This is a genomic window from Pseudomonas sp. F2 (assembly GCF_057174385.1).
In genome coordinates this window covers 148,213-168,166 of record NZ_CM169904.1, presented here as the reverse complement: position 1 = coordinate 168,166, position 19,954 = coordinate 148,213, and the positions used below count along the sequence as shown (strand labels likewise).

Sequence of the window (19,954 nt, the reverse complement as noted above, 5' to 3'; positions counted from 1 at the left end):
TCATCAGCCGATGCGTTCGAAAATCTTCTCGATTTTTTCTTTCAGCGCCTGAGCCGTGAAAGGTTTGACCACGTAGCCGTTGACGCCGGCCTGGGCCGCTTCGATGATCTGCTCGCGCTTGGCTTCGGCAGTCACCATCAGCACGGGCAGGTGCTTGAGTTTTTCATCGGCACGCACGTGGCGCAGCAGGTCGATACCGGTCATGCCCGGCATGTTCCAGTCCGTTACCAGAAAGTCGATGCTTCCGCTGTTGAGCACCGGAATGGCAGTGGTGCCATCGTCGGCCTCGACGGTGTTGGTGAACCCCAGATCACGCAGCAGGTTCTTGATGATCCGCCGCATCGTTGAGAAGTCATCAACGATGAGGATTTTCATGTTCTTGTCCAATTCGACCTCCAAGCAGTCTTAAACGCGCCCAGCACCTGGACGCGCCATTTCAATCAATCCGGCAAAGCACTCGATGACTGTCTGGAGCACAACAGAGCAAGACCGGTGCTGTTCATCACCGCACCAGCCTCGTTCGCAGTGTCCCCACACTGCCTTCAGCGCGCTCGCCACTCCCCCAAACGCCCCCGCAAGCGGGCCGCGCACTGGCTGTGTAACTGGCTGACCCGCGATTCACTGACGCCAAGGACTTCACCGATTTCCTTGAGGTTCAGTTCTTCGTCGTAGTACAGCGCCAACACCAGTCGCTCACGCTCCGGCAAATTGGCAATCGCGTCCGCCAGCGCAGCCTGGAAGCGTTCATCTTCCAGATCGCGTGACGGCTCAAGATGAGCACTGGCGCCATCCTCGTGCAGCCCTTCGTGTTCGCCGTCCTGCAGCAGGTCGTCGAAACTGAACAGCCGGCTGCCCAGCGTGTCATTCAAAATCCCGTAGTAATCGTCGAGACTCAATTGGAGTTCGGCCGCAACCTCGTGATCTTTAGCGTCACGGCCGGTTTTAGCTTCAATTGAGCGAATGGCATCGCTGACCATACGGGTATTGCGGTGAACCGAGCGCGGTGCCCAATCCCCTTTGCGCACTTCATCGAGCATCGCGCCGCGGATCCGGATGCCCGCGTACGTTTCGAAACTGGCGCCTTTGCTGGCGTCATATTTGGTCGAGACTTCGAGCAGGCCGATCATCCCGGCCTGAATCAGGTCTTCGACCTGCACACTCGCCGGCAAGCGCGCCAGCAAGTGATAGGCAATGCGCTTGACCAGTGGCGCGTAACGCTCGATCAACTCGTACTGCGCGTCACGTGCCGATTTCTTGTAGTAGTTCATACCGCTGGCGGTCATAACACAGGCCCTGCCGTTTGCTGCACGAGGCGCTCGACGAAAAACTCAAGGTGCCCACGCGGGTTGGCAGGCAGCGGCCAGGTATCGACCTTCTGCGCGATCGCCTTGAACGCCAGCGCGCACTTGGAACGCGGAAAGGCTTCATAGACTGCTCGCTGCTTCTGCACGGCCTTGCGCACGCTTTCGTCGTACGGCACCGCGCCGACGTATTGTAAGGCGACGTCGAGAAAGCGATCCGTGACCTTGGTCAACTTGGCGAACAGGTTGCGCCCTTCCTGCGGGCTCTGCGCCATGTTGGCGAGGACGCGGAAGCGGTTCATGCCGTAGTCGCGATTGAGCAGTTTGATCAGCGCGTAGGCGTCGGTGATCGAGGTCGGCTCGTCGCAGACCACCAGCAACACTTCCTGCGCCGCGCGCACGAAACTGACTACCGAGTCACCAATGCCCGCAGCGGTGTCGATCACCAGTACATCGAGATTGTCGCCGATGTCGCTGAACGCCTGAATCAGACCGGCATGTTGCGCCGGGCTCAGGTGCACCATGCTTTGGGTGCCGGAAGCGGCCGGCACGATGCGGATCCCGCCGGGGCCCTGCAACAGCACGTCGCGCAGTTCGCAGCGGCCTTCGATGACATCGGCCAGCGTGCGTTTGGGGGTCAGCCCCAGCAGAACGTCGACGTTCGCCAGCCCCAGGTCGGCGTCCAGCAGCATGACCCGACGGCCAAGCTCTGCCAGCGCCAGAGACAAGTTCACTGACACGTTAGTCTTGCCGACGCCACCTTTGCCGCCGGTCACCGCGATCACCTGTACGGGATGCATGCTGCCCATGTTATTTCTTTACCTTGTCTTGCATAGACGGAGGCCACATTACTGGCTGCGCGTTCACAACCGGAACAATGCATGGCAGACCATCGATGTAGGTACAAAAACTGTTCATTACCTCAGCCAACCTGCTTGGTCGGGCTGTGGTAGATATCAGCGAACATGTCAGCCATGGCTTCTTCGCTGGGTTCTTCCTGCATTTGCACGCTGACGGCGCGGCTGACCAGCTGATGACGGCGCGGCAGATGCAGATCATCCGGAATCCGTGGGCCATCGGTCAGGTACGCGACCGGCAGTTCATGACTGATCGCCAGGCTCAACACTTCGCCAAGGCTGGCCGTCTCATCCAGTTTAGTCAGGATGCAGCCGGCAAGCCCGCAACGCTTGTAACTGTGATAAGCGGCGGTTAGAACCTGTTTCTGGCTGGTGGTTGCCAGCACCAGGTAATTTTTTGAACGGATGCCACGCCCGGCCAGACTTTCCAGCTGCATGCGCAGCGCCGGATCGCTGGCCTGCAGGCCGGCGGTATCGATCAGCACCACGCGCTTGCGCAGCAATGGATCCAGCGCCTGCACCAGCGACTGGCCCGGGTCGACGTGGGTCACCGGCACGTTGAGAATCCGCCCCAGGGTCTTGAGTTGTTCCTGCGCACCGATGCGGAAGCTGTCCATGCTGACCAGCGCGACATTCTGCGCGCCGTACTTGAGCACGTAGCGCGCAGCCAGTTTGGCCAGGGTGGTGGTCTTGCCCATGCCGGCCGGGCCGACCATGGCAATCACCCCGCCCTCTTCCAGCGGCTCGACTTCCGGTACGGCAATCATCCGCGCCAGGTGCGCGAGCAACATGCGCCAGGCCTGACGCGGCTCTTCGATGTCAGTGATCATCGCCAGCAGGTCGCGCGACAACGGCCCGGACAGACCGATGCGCTGCAGGCGGCGATACAGATTGGCCTGTGCCGGACGGCTGCCTTGCAGCTGGTTCCAGGCCAGGGTGCCGAGCTGTACTTCCATCAGCTCACGCAGACTGTTCAATTCGAAACGCATCGAATCCAGCGCACGCGGATCGACACCCGCCGATGCCGGTGCAGGTGCCGGCGCCGGACGCGCCGGGGCGGCGTAGGTCGGTTCGCTCAACGGCTCGGCAGCGGTCAGTGGCAGGCCGGCCGTCAACGGCAGCCCGGCAAAGATCTGGCGATTGCTATTGCCATCGGCTTCGCCACGCAGGCTCAGTTCGGCCTGAGCGGTGACGATGCGCGACTGGGTCTTGCGCAGTTCGTCCTCGAGTTCCATGTTCGGAACCCGCGGCGCCAGCGCCGACAACTTGTAATCCAGCGCCGCCGTCAGCTCGACACCGCCGGCAATGCGGCGGTTGCCAATGATGGCGGCATCAGCGCCCAGCTCATCACGAACCAGCTTCATGGCCTGACGCATATCGGCGGCGAAAAAACGCTTAACTTGCATAAACCACTACCTCAGCCGTTGGGCCCTACTGTCGCAACGATGGTCACTTGCTTGTTGTCCGGAATTTCCTGGTAGGCCAGCACGTGCAGCCCCGGGACGGCGAGGCGACCGAAACGCGAGAGCATCGCGCGGATCGGGCCTGCTACCAACAGGATCACCGGTTGACCTTGCATTTCCTGGCGCTGCGCCGCTTCGATGAGCGAACGCTGCAGCTTCTCGGCCATGCTTGGCTCCAGCAGAACGCCCTCTTCCGAGCCTTGTCCTGCCTTCTGCAGACTATTGAGCAATATTTGTTCCAACCTTGGTTCCAAGGTGATCACAGGCAGCTCGGAGTCAGTGCCTACAATGCTTTGGACGATGGCGCGGGATACGCCGACGCGTACGGCGGCCACCAAAGCGGCGGTATCTTGACTCTTGGCGGCGTTGTTGGCGATGGCTTCGGCAATGCTGCGGATGTCGCGTACCGGCACGTGTTCGGCCAGCAATGCCTGCAGCACTTTGAGCAATTGCGACAGCGACACCACACCCGGCACCAGCTCTTCAGCCAGTTTCGGCGAGCTTTTGGCCAGCAATTGCATGAGTTGCTGCACTTCTTCGTGGCCGATCAGCTCACTGGAATGTTTGTACAGAATCTGGTTCAAGTGCGTCGCGACCACGGTACTGGCGTCGACCACGGTGTAACCGAGCGATTGCGCCTGCGCGCGCTGGCTGACTTCGATCCACACCGCCTCCAGGCCGAAAGCCGGATCTTTGGCGGTAATGCCGTTGAGCGTGCCGTAGACCTGCCCCGGGTTGATCGCCAGTTCTCGATCCGGGTAGATCTCGGCTTCGGCCAGGATCACGCCCATCAGGGTCAGGCGATAGGCACTCGGCGCCAGATCGAGGTTGTCACGGATGTGCACGGTCGGCATCAGGAAGCCCAGGTCCTGCGAGAGCTTCTTGCGCACGCCCTTGATCCGCGCCAGCAACTGCCCGCCCTGATTGCGATCCACCAGCGGGATCAGGCGATAGCCGACTTCCAGGCCGATCATGTCGATCGGCGTCACGTCATCCCAGCCCAGCTCCTTGGTCTCCATGGCGCGGGCCGGCGACGGCAGCAGTTCCTGCTGACGCTGAACTTCCTGCAGCGCCTGCACTTTGGCGACGTTCTGCTTTTTCCAGAACAGGTACGCGCCACCGGCGGCCAGTGCGGCCATGCTCAGAAACGAGAAATGCGGCATGCCCGGAACAAGGCCCATGACCGCCATCAGACCTGCCGCCACCGCCAGGGCTTTGGGCGAGGCGAACATCTGCCGGTTGATCTGCTTGCCCATGTCTTCCGAACCGGAAGCACGGGTCACCATGATCGCTGCCGCTGTCGATAACAACAGTGATGGCAATTGCGCCACCAAACCGTCACCGATGGTCAGCAAGGCGTACACCTTGCCGGCGTCAGCGAAGTTCATGTTGTGCTGGAAGATACCGACCGCCATGCCACCGATGAGGTTGATGAACAGGATCAGCAAGCCGGCAATGGCGTCACCCCGCACGAACTTGCTGGCACCGTCCATCGAACCGTAGAACTCCGCCTCTTGCGCGACTTCCTGACGGCGCGCCTTGGCCTGGTTCTGATCGATCAAACCGGCGTTGAGGTCGGCGTCGATCGCCATTTGCTTGCCGGGCATCGCATCGAGGGTGAAACGCGCGCTCACCTCGGAAATCCGCCCGGCACCCTTGGTCACCACGACGAAGTTGATGATCATCAGGATCGCGAACACCACGATACCGACCACGTAGTTACCACCGATCACCACTTCACCGAAGGCCTGGATCACCTTACCGGCGGCGGCGTGGCCGTCCTGCCCGTGGAGCATCACCACCCGCGTCGAGGCCACGTTCAACGCCAGCCGCAACAGCGTCGCCACCAGCAGAATCGTCGGGAACACCGCGAAATCCAGCGGCCGCAGCGCGTACACACAGACCAGCAGCACCACGATCGACAAGGCGATGTTGAAGGTGAAGAACACGTCCAGCAGGAACGGCGGCACCGGCAGCATCATCATGGCCAGCATGACCAGCAGCAACAACGGCACGCCCAGATTGCCTCGACTGAGGTCGGCAACATTCGAGCGAGCAGTGTTGAATAACTGAGAGCGATCCACCGGTTTTCCCCGTTCCTTTAAAGCAAACTTTTGACGCCCGAAGCAGGCGCACGGCGGCTATTGCAAGAAGCCTTCCAACTTTTGCCGGGGATTGAAATTGAAGTTTGTTTCGGGGAATTGTCTTGCCTGAAGCCGGGCGCCCTGGAGCCGACCGCAAAACAGACGCAGGACGGCTATCACCATTAGCGCAGGTGAACAAAAATCAGAAAAACCGCGCACTGACGAATTTATCAGGCAATCAAAATTTGCTCTGGCTTAATTTCACCAAGAAGCAAGTCGCGGCCCACCAGATAGCCCGTCCCCTTACGGACGGCCTACCTCCTTCCTCGACATACTCTTGCTCAGGACAGCCAAATGTCACGATTTCCTCAGGCTCATGAAAATGACACATGCCTGACTGACTACGTCGGGAAATACCCCATTACCCGAGAGCGAGTCGCCCCATCGGATAAAAGCACGTTGCGACTGCCCATTCTCCCGTCGCTCTCGAGCAACGAATGTTCGATCGCATACAAGTGCGGGTATGAAAGATTGACCGACACAAATCGCCCGTAATACAAGCCCCGCCCACCATAAATAGGCGTCACGTCAACAAAGTTGGTTTGCAAAATCCCCCATCCCATGGGTTGTCCACTGTTGTCCATGCTGACGGCACCGAATTGCATGAACCAGGCGCCGGCCTGGGCTGCGGTCATGAAGGTATCGTTCAATATCAGCCGGTGGACATTCATCACCCGCACCGGATAGGCCACCTGGTTTCCATCGGCATCCGTCACCGTGATGGTGGTTGATTGATTACTCAGCCCCGACACTTTGCCGTTGGCATCGACCGATGCTATGCCGGCATTGGCTGAACGATAGGTGTAAGGCGGCCGTCCACCCGTTGGCACGCGCACTTGCACGTTGTTGACGACCTCCAGCTCGCGTAATCCATACGCTGCGCCGCCCAACAGTTTCCAGCCATTCAAAAGCATCGGCTGAGTATCAATCGCCAATTTCTGTGTGACTTTGACGGTATACCGCGCCACCGGAAGCACCAGTGCCGTGCCCTCACCATCAGAGCTGCCCAGCGCTATTTTGCAGGTCACCTCACAGCCAGAGAGATCCTTCAGTTCAAAGAACCAGCTTCGCGCCGCCGTGACGCTGATGCCTTGAGTCACTTCTTCGGCAGTCAACGCGGTACCGGGGCGCAATACCAACGGCTCAACGCCCTCGCCGCTGACCATGATCCAGACGCGCTGCCCGACCTCGGCAATCGGCAGCGGCGGCTTGACCACGCATGTGAGGTCAGTCTGGATGATTCTCAGATCGATCAGCGGTACAGCACCGGCTTCGACGATATGCGGCCGAGTCAGGACGGGATCACCGTCACTGATTGTCTTGACCGTCAAATTCAACGGCCTGGACTGGACCGTCTTGCCATTTCTGAGCAGCTCGTAAAGAACTTCAACCCGTTTTCCCAGATTTTCCGCAATGAATGAAGGCCGCAGCACAAAGAATGCAACGTTGTCAGTATTCAACTGCTGAGGAGCAAACGTCGGTGAGCCATCTCCCGGCGCTCCTTTGACCAGCAAGCGCACTTGATCACCCGGGCGCGGGCTGGCCACATGGACACGCGCGCGGGCACCACCATTATTTTCCAGCGGGTCAAGTACGCCATCAGGCGCGCGCCGAACAGTTGGTGGCTGCAACGACTGCGCCGGGTCGCCGATATACAACTCGAGCAACGCGGATGATTGCGGCAGTTCGTCTGGCCGCTCGATCCACCAAAGCAGATTGAAGAACTGCTCCCGATAGAATTCGATAGCCTCGCCGTCCAGCCAGAACTCAAGGTCCTTGCCTGCCTGGGTTTGATCAATCGGCAACTTGTCCCGAAAAACCACCCCGCCCGCATCCCCACGACCTTCCACGTGCACCACATCGCCCAAGCGGGTATAGGCAGCCGCCGCAACTTGAATATCCGTGCCGTACGGCACCTGCGCAGGATTGAGCACACCGTCCACGGCCCCCCCAACCTGCGGCGCTGGCAAGACGGGTTTGAGTTCACCGATGCGCGCATTCGTCGCTTCGGAAACCAGCGCAGGATTCAACGTGGCGTGACTGACTTCAAAAGAGACAACGACCGACCCTCGATTCAATGGGGCGATGTCCTTGCCGGCTACGTTAAAGGCAATAGCCTGGCCGACCAATCGATCACTGACGTCGCGATACGTCTGATACAGGTGCGGACGCCCGGAAGCACTGGTTCCCAGCCACGTCAATGTGACTCTGAAGCCCTTTTTTATCCGGTCATCGGGACCGCACAACACCACAGCCCGGCTTAGCGCAGGATCCAGAGTGCCGCCCACCAGATCGGTTATCAGCGGCGCCGGCAGGCGCAAGGTCTTTCCTTGCAACGTAAAGACATAGATCTCTGAACGATTTTGCTCACCGTCAGCTTTGGTCCGCAGGTAATCCACTTGCACCTGGCCGGAAGCGCTGGCAAGCACAACGGAATTGGGAACTTTAAAAGACTGAATGCCGAGACGACTAATCGATTGCTCTTCACTGTGCTCGACCACTTCACCGCTTTGCGTTGTAGCCGCCCATCGAAGCAGTAGTTTCTCTTTCAGCGCAAAGCCGGGGCGCGTAATGATCTGAACCTCCAGGTCGTCGAATCCAACCTCATCAAGACTGACCCGATCTTCATAGGCGAGAGGAACGAATACCGGATCGAGCCAGTTGTTGTCTGGATCGCTGACGACGGTCGTACGCTCCGAAAAGTCGCTGACGTTCTCTACCTGATCTTCGATCTGATAGACCACCACCGCCGGATTCGCGGGGCCCGCATCCCGGATATTCTCTGGCGAAATGAAAACACTGATCTCTTTTCCGACCTCGCCCTCCAGCACCGTGTAGGGCGTGACAGCAATACCGTGGAAACGGAGTTTCAACTGGTCCCCTTTGGTCATGAAGGGCCAGGGAGGAATGATCGCCGTGACCCCCTCGGCAGCCACTTCCTCGTCAATGACCTGCCCGGGCTTCAACTGAAGTCGAGCCGGTTTGAGTCGTTGATGGCCGGGCAAGTCCGGCTCGGGATCGTTGCCGCCCGGCGGATCGATCTTGAACCAGACCTCGATCTGCGCCCCCTCGGGGGGCTGACCGCTTTTGCGCAGAATCTCGTAGCGCAAGGTATGCACGCCGGCCGGAACCTGATTCGCAGCGATGTGCATCACCACGTCGAGATTACCGTGGCCAGCAGGCAACACCGACGTGGCAACCAGATTCTTATCGACGTACAGTCGAATGGTGTCCTCTTGCGCCATATTCAGATAAGCCTGAACCAGTACCCGAAGTCCCTTGGCACTCGTATAAAGCAAGGGGCGGTTGACCCCCACTTGCGCCGGGGGAAAATCGATACCTGTGAACTGCCCGGGGATATTGGGCGGGAACAGCGAAAAGAGCCCCAGACCTCCGCTGGAGTCAAAAGGGACAATGTCATGTTGTGTATCGTCAATTTCATCCGAAATCGGCATCACCATCAAACCAATCATTGCCCTGCTCCTGAAAAAATCTGTGGCGGCTTGCCAAGGATCTGGAGAGGCCATTGAAAACTTCACGACAACGTTCGACCACTGTCAGAACTAACAGGTACGTGCAGATTTCAGACAAACGGCACTGACACCGCGCCCACCTCATACCGGCGTCGCAGCGCAGGACGCAACCGGGGATCGCGCAATTGATAATGCTTGGGGAGCTGGCGGTGAATCGGGCGCTGGATAATCTGCAGTTGCCGCAGTAGAACGCTTCTCTGACCTCTGTAAGAACTGCCGAAGGCTCGGGCCGCGACCGGACGATCTTTCGCTTTTCAAAAGCCAGATCAAAAGATCGCAGCCTTCGGCAGCTCCTACACCGATCTTTGTAGGAGCTGCCGAAGGCTGCGATCTTTTGATTTTGTAGCCGAGCGGTGATTCATCGGGGAAATTGCGGCGCCTGGACTGACGCTTTCGCGAGCAGGCTCGCTCCCACAGTGGAAATGCATTCCAAATCCGGGAGTGAAATACATTCCGAATGTGGGAGCGAGCCTGCTCGCGAAGGGGTCAGTGCAGTCAGCGCAAATTGCTCTTTTAAACTCTGGTGTTTAAGACACTTGAAGACACGCCTTTTGGGCTACACATCCTTGCGCCATTGCCTACAGCTAAGCCAGAATCTGCCGGCTTGTGCGCCTTGAGGTCGGGTTCTATTGTGGGTCGGTCGCTGATTGTTCAGTGATCGGGTTTAGCAGCCCGGATTTTTCTCTAGACGCACAAAGTCCGTTGCCGTTATGGCGGCTTTGCGTGGGGCACTTCGGTGCGCCGGGTTCTAGAGTCCTGGTCTGCTAACCCGCGTACAGCCGCCACCTCCTTCGTTAGCAGCGAACGGTGTCGGCCTCACCACTCTAGAGGCTTCATCATGATCAAACCAACACCCAACCCACCCGAAACCGACGCCACCTCCCCCTACGAATCCCTCGACTCAAAAAAACTCCACGAAGCCGCCGACCGCGCCCTCGACCACTACCTCTGCCCGCCCGGCGGCGCCCCCATTCAACGCAAAACCCGCTCGATGTAAGCCGTGACCGCAGACTTCAAAAACGAGGAGCTGCTGGCCGATGCCTGCGAAACACTCGCGTCAGCCAGAACCATCGCCCACGACTTCGCCCACCTCATACCCGCCTCGCAGCGACGAACGCTGCTGGGCATCGCGCAATTGATCATGCTTGGGGAGCTGGCGGTGAATCGGGCGTTGAATAATCTGGAGTTGGCGGGCTAAGAAGGCAGACAAGAACCTGTGGCGAGGGGATTCATCCCCGATCGGCTGCGCAGCAGCCGCAAATCCTGAATCCTTGATATTTCGGGGATCGTGGCGGTAGGTTTTGGGGCTGCTGCGCAGCCCGTCGGGGATGAATCCCCTCACCACAATGACGGCGACAGGAACCAAAATATCATTGGGTCAGGCATAAAAAAACCGCCGCCTCGCCAAATCGGGGCGGCGGTTTTTTCATCACAGTGACGTCAGGAATCGCGCCGCAGATCCGGCGGAATCGGCAAATCGTCCTTGAGCGGATCCGGGCGTTTGCCCTTGCCGGCGCGGTATTGGCGGATCTGGTAGACGTAGGCCAGCACCTGGGCAACGGCCAGATACAGGCCGCCGGGGATTTCCTGTTCCAGCTCGGTGGAGTAGTAAATCGAGCGTGCCAGCCCGGGCGATTCGAGGAGCATGACGTTGTTGGCCACGGCGATTTCGCGGATCTTCAGCGCGAGGAAATCGCTGCCCTTGGCCAGCAGGACCGGCGCGCCGCCCTTCTCCGAGTCGTACTTGAGCGCCACGGCGTAGTGGGTCGGGTTGGTGATGACCACGTCGGCGTCGGGAATCGCCGCCATCATCCGCCGCTGCGACATCTCGCGCTGGGTCTGGCGGATGCGCTGTTTGACCTCCGGCCGGCCTTCCTGATCCTTGTGCTCGTCGCGCACTTCCTGCTTGGTCATCAGCAGTTTCTTGTGGCTTTCCCACAGCTGCACAGGCACGTCCACCGCAGCGATGATGATCAGCCCGCAGGCCAGCCACAGCGAACTCCAGCCCACCAGCGTCACGCTGTGAATGATTGCCTGCTCAAGCGGTTCATGGGCGATCCGCAGGAAGTCATCGATGTCGGCCGACAACACCATCAGTGCCACGAACAGCGTGATGATGAACTTGGCCAGCGCCTTGACCAGTTCGATCACGGCCTTCATCGAGAACATGCGTTTAAGGCCCGCACCGGGGTTCATCCGGCTGAATTTCGGCGCCATGGAGCCGGCGGCGAACAGCCAGCCACCGAGGGAGATCGGCCCGATCAATGCGGCCAGCAACAGTGTAATCATGACCGGCTGGATCGCTAACAGGGCAATCTTGCCCGAAACCAGCAGGAAGGTGCCCATGGATTTCTCGTCCATGATCACTTCCCGCGAAAGGTTGAAATTGAGGCGCATCAGGTCCATCAACTCCTGCGCCAGCATGCCGCCAAAGATCAGCAGGCCACCAGCGCCAGCAAGCATCACCGCCAGGGTGTTGAGCTCTTTTGAGCGGGCAATCTCACCCTTCTCACGGGAGTCCTTTTTGCGTTTCTCCGTGGGGTCTTCTGTTTTGTCCTGACCGCTTTCGCTCTCAGCCATGCCTCAGCGCGCCCGTGCCAGTTCGCGTAACAACTGCAAGGCCTCGGAGGCCAGCGGTTGATACTGATTGAGGATGTCCGCCAGACCGACCCAGACGATGAACAGGCCCAGTACCAGGGTCAGCGGAAAACCGATGGAAAAAATATTCAGTTGCGGCGCGGCGCGGGTCATCACGCCGAACGCGATGTTGACCACCAGCAGCGCCGTGACCGCCGGCAACACCAGCAACAACGCCGCCCCGAGCACCCAGCCTAGCTTGCCGGCCAGCTCCCAGTACTGCGCCGTCATCAACCCGCCGCCCACCGGCAGCGTGGTGAAGCTTTCGGTGAGCACTTCGAAGACCACCAGATGGCCGTTCATCGACAGGAACAACAACGTCACCAGCATGGTGAAGAACTGGCCGATGACCGCCACCGAGACGCCGTTGGCCGGGTCGACCATCGAGGCGAAGCCCATACCCATCTGGATCGCGACAATCTGCCCGGCCACGGCAAACGCCTGGAAAAACAGTTGCAGGGAAAACCCCAGCACCGCGCCGACCAGAATCTGCTCGCCAATCAGCAACCAGCCACTGAGCGCCAGCGGACTGACCTCCGGCATCGGCGGCAGCCCCGGGGCAATGCACACGGTAATGGCCACGGCGAAATACAAACGCACGCGGCGCGACACCAGGGTGGTGCCGAACACCGGCATGACCATCAGCATCGAGGCGACACGAAACAGTGGCAACATGAACGACGCCACCCAGGTACTGATCTGGGTGTCGGTCAGCTGAAGCAGCGATTGCATGGCTTAGCCGATGACCATCGGAATGTTTTTGTAGAGCTGGATGATGTATTCCATGAACGTCTGCACGATCCATGGACCGCCCACAATCAGCGTCACCAGCATCACCAACAGACGCGGCAGGAAGCTCAGGGTCTGTTCGTTGATCTGCGTCGCGGCCTGAAACATCGCCACCAACAAGCCGACCAACAGACTCGGCACCACCAGAATCGCGACCATCAAGGTGGTCAGCCACAGCGCTTCACGAAAGATATCGACCGCCACTTCCGGTGTCATGGCGAAACACCTCCGAAGCTACTGGCCAGGGTGCCGATGATCAGCGCCCAGCCATCCACCAGTACAAACAGCATGATCTTGAACGGTAGCGAAATGATCAGCGGCGAGAGCATCATCATACCCATCGCCATCAGCACGCTCGCCACCACCAGGTCGATGATCAGGAACGGGATGAAGATCATGAAACCGATCTGGAACGCGGTTTTCAGTTCGGAGGTAACGAACGCCGGCACCAGAATGGTCAGCGGCGCCTGATCCGGGGTGGCAATGTCAGTGCGCTTGGACAGACGCATGAACAGCTCCAGATCGCTGGTGCGAGTCTGGGCGAGCATGAAGTCCTTGATCGGTACCTGGGCCTTTTCCACCGCTTGCTGCGCGGTGAGTTTTTCCGCCAGGTACGGCTGCAGCGCATCGTTGTTCACCCGGTCGAACACCGGAGCCATGATGAACATGGTGAGGAACAGCGCCATGCCGGTGAGGATCTGGTTCGACGGCGTCTGCTGCAAGCCGAGGGCCTGACGCAGGATCGAGAAGACGATGATGATCCGGGTGAAACTGGTCATCAGAATCACGGCCGCCGGAATGAAGCTCAGGGCAGTCATGATCAGCAGGATCTGCAGGCTGACCGAATACTCCTGCGCGCCGTTGGCGTTGGTGCCCAGCGTGATCGCCGGAATCGACAACGGATCGGCGGCGAACGCCAACGGCGCGGCCAGCATCAGGGCCAGCGTCAAGACGATGCGTAGCGCAGCCATTACTTCTTATCCTTCTGATCCTTGCCGAGAATCTTCAGCAGATGCTGGGCAAATTCCGGGGTCGCTTTTTCGCTGCTGCTCGGCACTTGCACCGGCTCCTTGAGCACATGCAGCGCGGTGATGGTGCCAGGGCTGAGGCCTAACAGAATCTGCTCGTTGCCGACCTGCACCAGCATCAAGCGGTCACGCGGACCGAGCGCGCGGGAGCCGATCAGTTCGATCACCTGGCCCTTGCCCGCCGGCCCGGCCTGCTGCACCCGGCGCAGCAGCCAGGCGAGGAAGAAGATCAACCCCAGCACCAGCAACAGCCCGAAGGCCAGTTGCGTCAGTTGCCCGGCCACGCCGCTGCTGACCATCGGCGCGGTGGCAGCAGGCACGGTAGTCGCCGTCGACGGCTCGGCGGCCAGCACGCTCAATGGCAATGCCAGCAATGCCCAGAGAAACCGTTTCACTCAGCGCAGCTTCTTGATGCGTTCGCTTGGGCTGATCACGTCGGTCAGGCGGATGCCGAACTTCTCGTTGACCACCACCACTTCGCCGTGCGCGATCAGGGTGCCGTTGACCAGCACGTCCAGCGGCTCGCCGGCCAGACGATCGAGCTCGATCACCGAACCCTGGTTCAGTTGCAGCAGGTTGCGGATGTTGATATCGGTGCTGCCCACTTCCATTGAGATCGACACCGGGATGTCGAGGATCACGTCGAGGTTCGGGCCATCCAGCGTCACTGGATCGTTGTTCTTCGGCACGCTGCCGAACTCTTCCATCGGCAGACGGTTTGAGCTTGCCGCGCCAGCGTCGGCGGCCAGCAGCGCGTCGATGTCAGCCTGGCTGCCATCACCGGTCTCTTCCAGGGCAGCAGCCCATTCGTCGGCCAGTGCCTGATCGTCCTGGGCGTTCATTTCGTCGTTCATCATTTGTCCTCGGCGGGCAACAATTCAGTTAAATGCGTGGGGGTGAGAGCGGCGCTTCAGCGCCGCTCGATCGGCTCGATCACCTGCAACGCGAGGTTGCCTTTGTGCGAGCCCATCTTGACCTTGAAGGCCGGTACGCCGTTGGCGCGCATGATCATGTCTTCCGGCATCTCCACCGGGATCACATCCCCCGGCTGCATATGCAGGATGTCGCGCAGTTTCAACTGGCGGCGGGCCACAGTGGCGCCGATCGGCACGTCGACATCGAGCACGTCCTGACGCAGGGCGTTGACCCAGCGCTCGTCCTGATCGTCGAGGTCCGACTGGAAACCGGCATCGAGCATTTCGCGCACCGGCTCGATCATCGAGTACGGCATGGTCACGTGCAGATCGCCGCCACCGCCATCGAGTTCGATGTGGAAGGTGGAGACCACGATCGCTTCGCTCGGGCCGACGATGTTGGCCATGGCCGGGTTCACTTCCGAGTTGATGTACTCGAAATTGACTTCCATGATCGCCTGCCAGGCTTCTTTCAAATCAACGAACGCCTGCTCCAGCACCATGCGCACCACACGCAGTTCGGTCGGGGTGAATTCACGCCCTTCGATCTTGGCGTGACGACCGTCGCCGCCGAAGAAGTTGTCCACCAGCTTGAACACCAGTTTGGCGTCGAGGATGAACAGCGCGGTACCGCGCAACGGTTTGATCTTGACCAGGTTGAGGCTGGTCGGCACGTACAGCGAGTGCACGTATTCGCCGAACTTCATCACCTGCACGCCACCGACGGCAACGTCCGCCGAGCGGCGCAGCATGTTGAACATGCTGATGCGGGTGTAACGGGCAAAACGCTCGTTGATCATTTCCAGGGTCGGCATGCGTCCACGGACGATGCGATCCTGGCTGGTCAGGTCGTAGCTTTTGACACTGCCGGGTTCGGCAGCGTTATCGGTCTGTACCAGACCATCGTCGACGCCATGCAACAGCGCGTCGATTTCATCCTGGGACAGCAGATCCTGCACGGCCATGTCGTGTTCCTACTGCAGTACGAAATTAGTGAAAAGCAACTGTTCGATCACCACTTTGCCCAGCTCTTTCTGCGCCACTTCCTGGACGCTGGCTGTGGCCTTCTGGCGCAACATCTCCTGGCCGACCGGGGTCGCCAGTGTGGCGAAATCCTGACCGGAGAAGAGCATCACCAGGTTGTTGCGGATCACTGGCATGTGCACTTTGAGCGCGTCCAGATCGGCCTGGTTACGCGCCAGCATGGTGATGCTCACCTGCATGTAGCGCTGACGGCCGTTCTGGTTGTAGTTGGCGACAAACGCCGGCGCCATCGGCTCGAAAATCGCCGGCTGCTTGCCGACCGGCGCGGTCTCGGCCGCGGCGGCAGGCTTGCTCTGAGCACTGTGCATGAAGTACCAGGTCGCGCCCACGGACACACCGATCGCCAGCAGCAGAGCCACCACGATCAGGATGATCATCTTGAGTTTGCCTTTGGTCGCGGGGTCTTTTACAGCTGCTGCTTCGCTCTTCGCCATGCCAATAATCCGTCACTAATCGGGTTTTCACAGTCGCACGGCAAGGCAAGAGCAAGTGTTATGCCAGAAGTGTCGGAGCGTTGGAGGAGCGGGATGCATGAATCGATACAAGCCCTGTGGGAGCTGGCTTGCCAGCGATAGTGATTGGTCTGACACATTGGTTCTGAATGTGCCGCCGCCATCGCTGGCAAGCCAGCTCCCACAGGTTTTTGTGAACACCTTGAATCAGGCGTAATAGTCGACGGCGCTGCTGCCGATCACGCTGGTGGTTTGTGCAGCGGCTTCGGCCACGCTCACAGGCGCCAATTCTTCTTCCGCCGAATCCAGACGCCCACCTGCAGCGCTGGTACGGCCGCTCTGACCGTGCTGCGCCTGTTCCTGACCCTGCTGACCCTGCCAGCCACGACTCTGGTCAGAGACGTTGACGTCAACCTGGCCCATGCCCTGCTGGGTAAACATGTCACGCAGGCGATGCATCTGGCCGTCCAGCGCTTCACGCACACTTGGATGTGCGCTCATGAAGGTCACTTGAGTCTGTTGGTCGGGCACCATGTTCACGCGGATGTCCAGGCGTCCCAACTCTGCCGGCTGCAATTGAATATCCGCCGCCTTCAGATTGGCGCTGGACAGGTACATGACGCGGTTGACGATTTCTTCGGTCCAGCCGCTCTGGTGCATGGCGATCGGTTGATTCACCGGCACCGCGTTCGCGGTTTTCGGCGTAGCCGCCTGAGTCAGCGCCGCCAGACGGTTGGCGAAATCATCGACACGGGTGTCGCTGGTGGCAGCCTTCAGATCTTTCAGGCCATCGTCGATCAGACCGCTGAAGGCTTTCTCGCCGTTCTGACTGGTGCTGTCCTTGTCGGCCTGCACATCGAGCATGCTGGCCATGCCAGCGGCGAAATTCTGCGCTGAAGTCAATTCACCGTCGGCCTGGGTCTGTGCCGGCGTAGCTTTGGGTTGTGCCTGGCTGCTGGCGGAAATGTGGCCGCCCTGCTCCATCGCCATGCGCACCGCCGGCAGCGAATCGAGTGGATCGGCCGCCGGGTCGAAAGCGCTATCGGTTGCCGCCGGGTCTTTGACCACGGCTGGCGCAACGGTTGCAGCCACGACCGGCGTCTCGGCCTTGACCGGCTCCGGTGTTGCAGCGACTGGCGCGGGCACCGCCGGTGCAGTCACCAGCGGTTGCACGGTTTGCGCCAGCGCCGGATCCAGCGCCGGATCTACCGGGGTGGTGTCTGCCACTGGCGTCTGCGCGCTATCAGCGGCCGCATCGGTGGCAGCCTTGTCAGCGGCCGCCTGATCATCGGATGCAGTCGAAGCGGTCTTGTCGGCAGGCAAGGCATTGCCGCTATCGGCAACGGCCGGTTGTGTGGCGGCAGACTTGTCCTTGCCGAAATCTTTCTTGTCGCTGTTGTCGGCAACCTTGTCGCGCGAAGGTTTCAGCGAACTGTCAGCGCTCGCCAGCGATTTTTTCGGGCCTTGATCGGCGAACACCTGAGCGAAGCTTGAGGCCTTGTCCCCGGTGTCTGCGGCCATGACCGGCGCTTTGGCAGCAGCGGCTTGCGCCTTGGCCTGGGCGGCAGATTGAAGAAGAACATTGGGGGTCGCAGGCATGACACGGTCTCCGCTGCACTGGGATCGTAGGTACAGTTGACGGGGATTACTGCAAGTGTCGGGCCAGTTTTGTCCGGCGCTGGCGAAAAGCGCCGGACGGCAGGATTCAATGCGTGATGGCGTGCTGGCGTTCGTCTTCGTAGACAGGTCGCACATCGGCAAATTCGCTGCTGATGTTCGCCACCAGATCGACGATTTCGGCGGGACTTTTGTTTCTGGCGTCCGCCTCGAGCGCCTGACAGAGCGTCGCCAGTCGCACGGCACCCATGTTGCTGGCGCTGCCCTTGAAACTATGGGCGACCTCGGCCAACACCTTGGCGTCGGCGGTCTTTTGTAATTGATGCAAGCGACTTTCAGAATCGGTCAGGAAGGTATCCAGCAAATCCGGATAGCTGTCTTCCATCACTTCGCGCAACGCATCGAGTACTTCGCGATCCACATGTTGGTCAGTCACTTGTTCACTCCTTGATCAAGAATCGGCGAATTATGCCCTAACCTCCCAGAAAAACTCTACGCAAGCACTGCGACCTTCGTCCGACCAACTGGCGTTATGCCCCAATTGCCGGATCAAGCTGACGCCGCGCCCCGACAGACGGACGCCGTCCAGCGGTCGCTCCATCACGCGCGCCACGTCAAACCCCTTGCCGCTGTCCTCGACGCGGATGACCAGGCAACCACCGGCACCTTGCGGCCTGACTTGCAAATGCACGCGCACATAACCGTCCTGCAACGCCTCGAGTCGTGCATTGCGCTGCTCGTAGTAGCGAGCGAATCCGGCCGCATCACGCTTGAGGCTGGAATCGAGTCCCAGCACGCCATGCTCCAGTGCGTTGGAATACAGCTCGGCAAGCACGCTGTAGATTGCGCCACCCTGGGTGCGCAAGCCATGTACTTCCAGTAACAATTGCAGCAAATATGGCAACGGATTGAAGCGTTTGAGCGTCGCACCGCGAAACTCGAAGCTTACCGACCAGTCCAGCGGACAGGATTGGCCACTGTCGGAATACACCGGCGCCGACGGCACCACCTGCGCCGCCTCCAGCAGACTGATCTCGACCATGCTCACATCGTCGCGGGGCTCGCCACGAAATGCGTGCAAGGCCTGCTCGATCTCGGCGAACAGATTGTCCGGTTCACGATTGGCGGCAAACAGTTGCTGCAAACGCTCGACACCAAACAACCGGTCATCGGCGTCAGTGGTATCGATCACGCCGTCTGACAACAGGAACACTCGGTCCCCTGCCGCCATGGCCTGCACTTCGGTGCGATCGTCGAACGCCTGCGGGCTGAGCACCCCCAGCGGTAGATGCCGCGCCGGCAGCGGCAGCCGTTCGCCCGTGGCGATCCGGTGCAGATAGCCATCGGGCATGCCGCCGTTCCACACCTCCACAGTACGGCGCTGAAAGCTCAGGCAAAGCATGGTCGCGCAGCAGAACATGTCCACCGGCAGGATGCGCTTGAGCTTGGCGTTCATCTCGCGCAGGGTTTCGGCCAGGCCGTAACCTTTGGCCGTCATGCCGTAAAACACTTCGGCCAACGGCATCGCCCCCACCGCCGCCGGCAGACCGTGGCCGGTGAAATCACCGAGCAGTACATGCATGTCGCCGGCCGGCGTGTAGGCCGCCAGCAGCAGGTCGCCGTTGAACAATGCATAGGGCGATTGCAGGTAGCGAATATTCGGCGCGCTCAGGCAACCCGAATGCGCGACCTTGTCGAACACCGCTTTGGCCACGCGCTGTTCGTTGAGCAGGTAATCGTGATGTTTGGCAATCAGGTCGCGCTGCTGCAGCACCGTGGCCTGCAAACGACGCAAGCGATCCATCGCCTTGATTTTGGCGGCAAGGATTACCTGGTTGTACGGCTTCGCCAGAAAGTCGTCGCCGCCCGCCTCCAGACAGCGCGCCAGCGCTTCGCTTTCGGTCAGCGAGGTCAGGAAGATGATCGGCACCAGGGTTTCCCCCGCCAGCGCCTTGATCTGTCGCGCCGCTTCGAAGCCATCCATCACCGGCATCATTGCGTCCATCAGCACCAGGTGCGGCGGCTGGCGCCGAAACAATTCCAGCGCTTCGGCGCCATTGGCGGCGGTCAGCACTTCATGCCCCTGACGCCGGACGATGGTCGACAACAGTAACCGGTCGGCGGCGCTGTCTTCGGCGATCAGGATCGTCAGCGGCTCTTGTGCCTGCATGACCG

At 60.0% G+C, this 19,954-nt stretch carries 17 protein-coding genes and 2 pseudogenes; 2 read left to right on the top strand and 17 right to left on the bottom strand.

All coding sequences use genetic code 11. The features are described from left to right. Window positions 1–3: 3 nt before the first annotated feature. The 6 genes from AC193Q_RS00730 to AC193Q_RS00705 form a co-directional block, all read right to left on the bottom strand. Window positions 4–375 (bottom strand): chemotaxis response regulator CheY, encoded by a 372-nt coding sequence (locus AC193Q_RS00730; RefSeq protein ID WP_003183998.1) that lies wholly within the window; start codon window positions 373–375, stop codon window positions 4–6. 167 nt (window positions 376–542) lie between these two features. Then, on the bottom strand, window positions 543–1,283 hold the full coding sequence (gene fliA / locus AC193Q_RS00725) for an RNA polymerase sigma factor FliA (protein ID WP_007920004.1): 741 nt from the start codon (window positions 1,281–1,283) through the stop codon (window positions 543–545). Beyond that, window positions 1,280–2,110 carry a flagellar synthesis regulator FleN gene (gene fleN, locus AC193Q_RS00720; RefSeq protein WP_003222917.1) on the bottom strand — a complete coding sequence of 277 codons (831 nt, stop codon included), beginning with the start codon at window positions 2,108–2,110 and terminating at the stop codon, window positions 1,280–1,282. The genes fliA and fleN overlap by 4 nt, the downstream gene beginning before the upstream one ends. A 113-nt stretch (window positions 2,111–2,223) precedes the next feature. Further along, complete coding sequence (gene flhF / locus AC193Q_RS00715; RefSeq protein ID WP_047292565.1) at window positions 2,224–3,564, bottom strand: flagellar biosynthesis GTPase FlhF; 1,341 nt, start codon at window positions 3,562–3,564, stop codon at window positions 2,224–2,226. 11 nt (window positions 3,565–3,575) lie between these two features. Then, complete coding sequence (gene flhA, locus AC193Q_RS00710) at window positions 3,576–5,705, bottom strand: flagellar biosynthesis protein FlhA (protein ID WP_041072957.1); 2,130 nt, start codon at window positions 5,703–5,705, stop codon at window positions 3,576–3,578. A gap of 401 nt (window positions 5,706–6,106) precedes the next feature. Beyond that, window positions 6,107–9,238 carry an Ig-like domain-containing protein gene (locus AC193Q_RS00705; RefSeq protein WP_483879056.1) on the bottom strand — a complete coding sequence of 1,044 codons (3,132 nt, stop codon included), beginning with the start codon at window positions 9,236–9,238 and terminating at the stop codon, window positions 6,107–6,109. A gap of 134 nt (window positions 9,239–9,372) precedes the next feature. On the opposite strand from AC193Q_RS00705, the pseudogene AC193Q_RS00700 reads away from it, so the two are divergent. Then, a pseudogene (locus tag AC193Q_RS00700) lies at window positions 9,373–9,486 on the top strand (DUF6124 family protein); the annotation flags it as partial. A gap of 650 nt (window positions 9,487–10,136) precedes the next feature. Beyond that, a pseudogene (locus tag AC193Q_RS00695) lies at window positions 10,137–10,496 on the top strand (DUF6124 family protein). Window positions 10,497–10,738: 242 nt separating this feature from the next. Here AC193Q_RS00695 and flhB read toward each other — a convergent pair. From flhB to AC193Q_RS00640, 11 genes are all read right to left on the bottom strand, one after another. Beyond that, on the bottom strand, window positions 10,739–11,878 hold the full coding sequence (gene flhB / locus AC193Q_RS00690; RefSeq protein WP_145593039.1) for a flagellar biosynthesis protein FlhB: 1,140 nt from the start codon (window positions 11,876–11,878) through the stop codon (window positions 10,739–10,741). A gap of 3 nt (window positions 11,879–11,881) precedes the next feature. Continuing rightward, window positions 11,882–12,667 carry a flagellar biosynthetic protein FliR gene (gene fliR, locus AC193Q_RS00685; RefSeq protein WP_095667177.1) on the bottom strand — a complete coding sequence of 262 codons (786 nt, stop codon included), beginning with the start codon at window positions 12,665–12,667 and terminating at the stop codon, window positions 11,882–11,884. A gap of 3 nt (window positions 12,668–12,670) precedes the next feature. Beyond that, window positions 12,671–12,940 carry a flagellar biosynthesis protein FliQ gene (gene fliQ, locus AC193Q_RS00680; protein ID WP_041072975.1) on the bottom strand — a complete coding sequence of 90 codons (270 nt, stop codon included), beginning with the start codon at window positions 12,938–12,940 and terminating at the stop codon, window positions 12,671–12,673. Continuing rightward, the gene (gene fliP / locus AC193Q_RS00675) at window positions 12,937–13,695 is read right to left on the bottom strand and encodes a flagellar type III secretion system pore protein FliP (RefSeq protein WP_047292554.1); all 759 of its coding nucleotides are present in this window, start codon (window positions 13,693–13,695) and stop codon (window positions 12,937–12,939) included. The genes fliQ and fliP overlap by 4 nt, the downstream gene beginning before the upstream one ends. Then, window positions 13,695–14,147: a flagellar biosynthetic protein FliO gene (gene fliO, locus AC193Q_RS00670; protein ID WP_121184355.1), complete on the bottom strand. Its 453-nt coding sequence runs from the start codon at window positions 14,145–14,147 to the stop codon at window positions 13,695–13,697. Before fliO ends, fliP begins: the two co-directional genes overlap by 1 nt. Next, complete coding sequence (fliN, locus tag AC193Q_RS00665) at window positions 14,148–14,606, bottom strand: flagellar motor switch protein FliN (RefSeq protein ID WP_003222891.1); 459 nt, start codon at window positions 14,604–14,606, stop codon at window positions 14,148–14,150. A gap of 56 nt (window positions 14,607–14,662) precedes the next feature. Beyond that, window positions 14,663–15,631 carry a flagellar motor switch protein FliM gene (gene fliM, locus AC193Q_RS00660; protein WP_003222890.1) on the bottom strand — a complete coding sequence of 323 codons (969 nt, stop codon included), beginning with the start codon at window positions 15,629–15,631 and terminating at the stop codon, window positions 14,663–14,665. 9 nt (window positions 15,632–15,640) lie between these two features. Then, entirely contained in the window at window positions 15,641–16,144 is a 504-nt protein-coding gene (gene fliL, locus AC193Q_RS00655) for a flagellar basal body-associated protein FliL (protein ID WP_041072981.1), read from the bottom strand. Window positions 16,145–16,369: 225 nt separating this feature from the next. Continuing rightward, complete coding sequence (locus AC193Q_RS00650) at window positions 16,370–17,761, bottom strand: flagellar hook-length control protein FliK (RefSeq protein ID WP_121184351.1); 1,392 nt, start codon at window positions 17,759–17,761, stop codon at window positions 16,370–16,372. Window positions 17,762–17,867: 106 nt separating this feature from the next. Beyond that, complete coding sequence (locus AC193Q_RS00645; RefSeq protein ID WP_121184349.1) at window positions 17,868–18,215, bottom strand: Hpt domain-containing protein; 348 nt, start codon at window positions 18,213–18,215, stop codon at window positions 17,868–17,870. Window positions 18,216–18,245: 30 nt separating this feature from the next. After that, a complete protein-coding gene (locus AC193Q_RS00640) occupies window positions 18,246–19,949 on the bottom strand; it encodes a fused response regulator/phosphatase (protein WP_121184347.1) in 1,704 nt (567 codons plus the stop codon). Window positions 19,950–19,954: the final 5 nt, after the last annotated feature.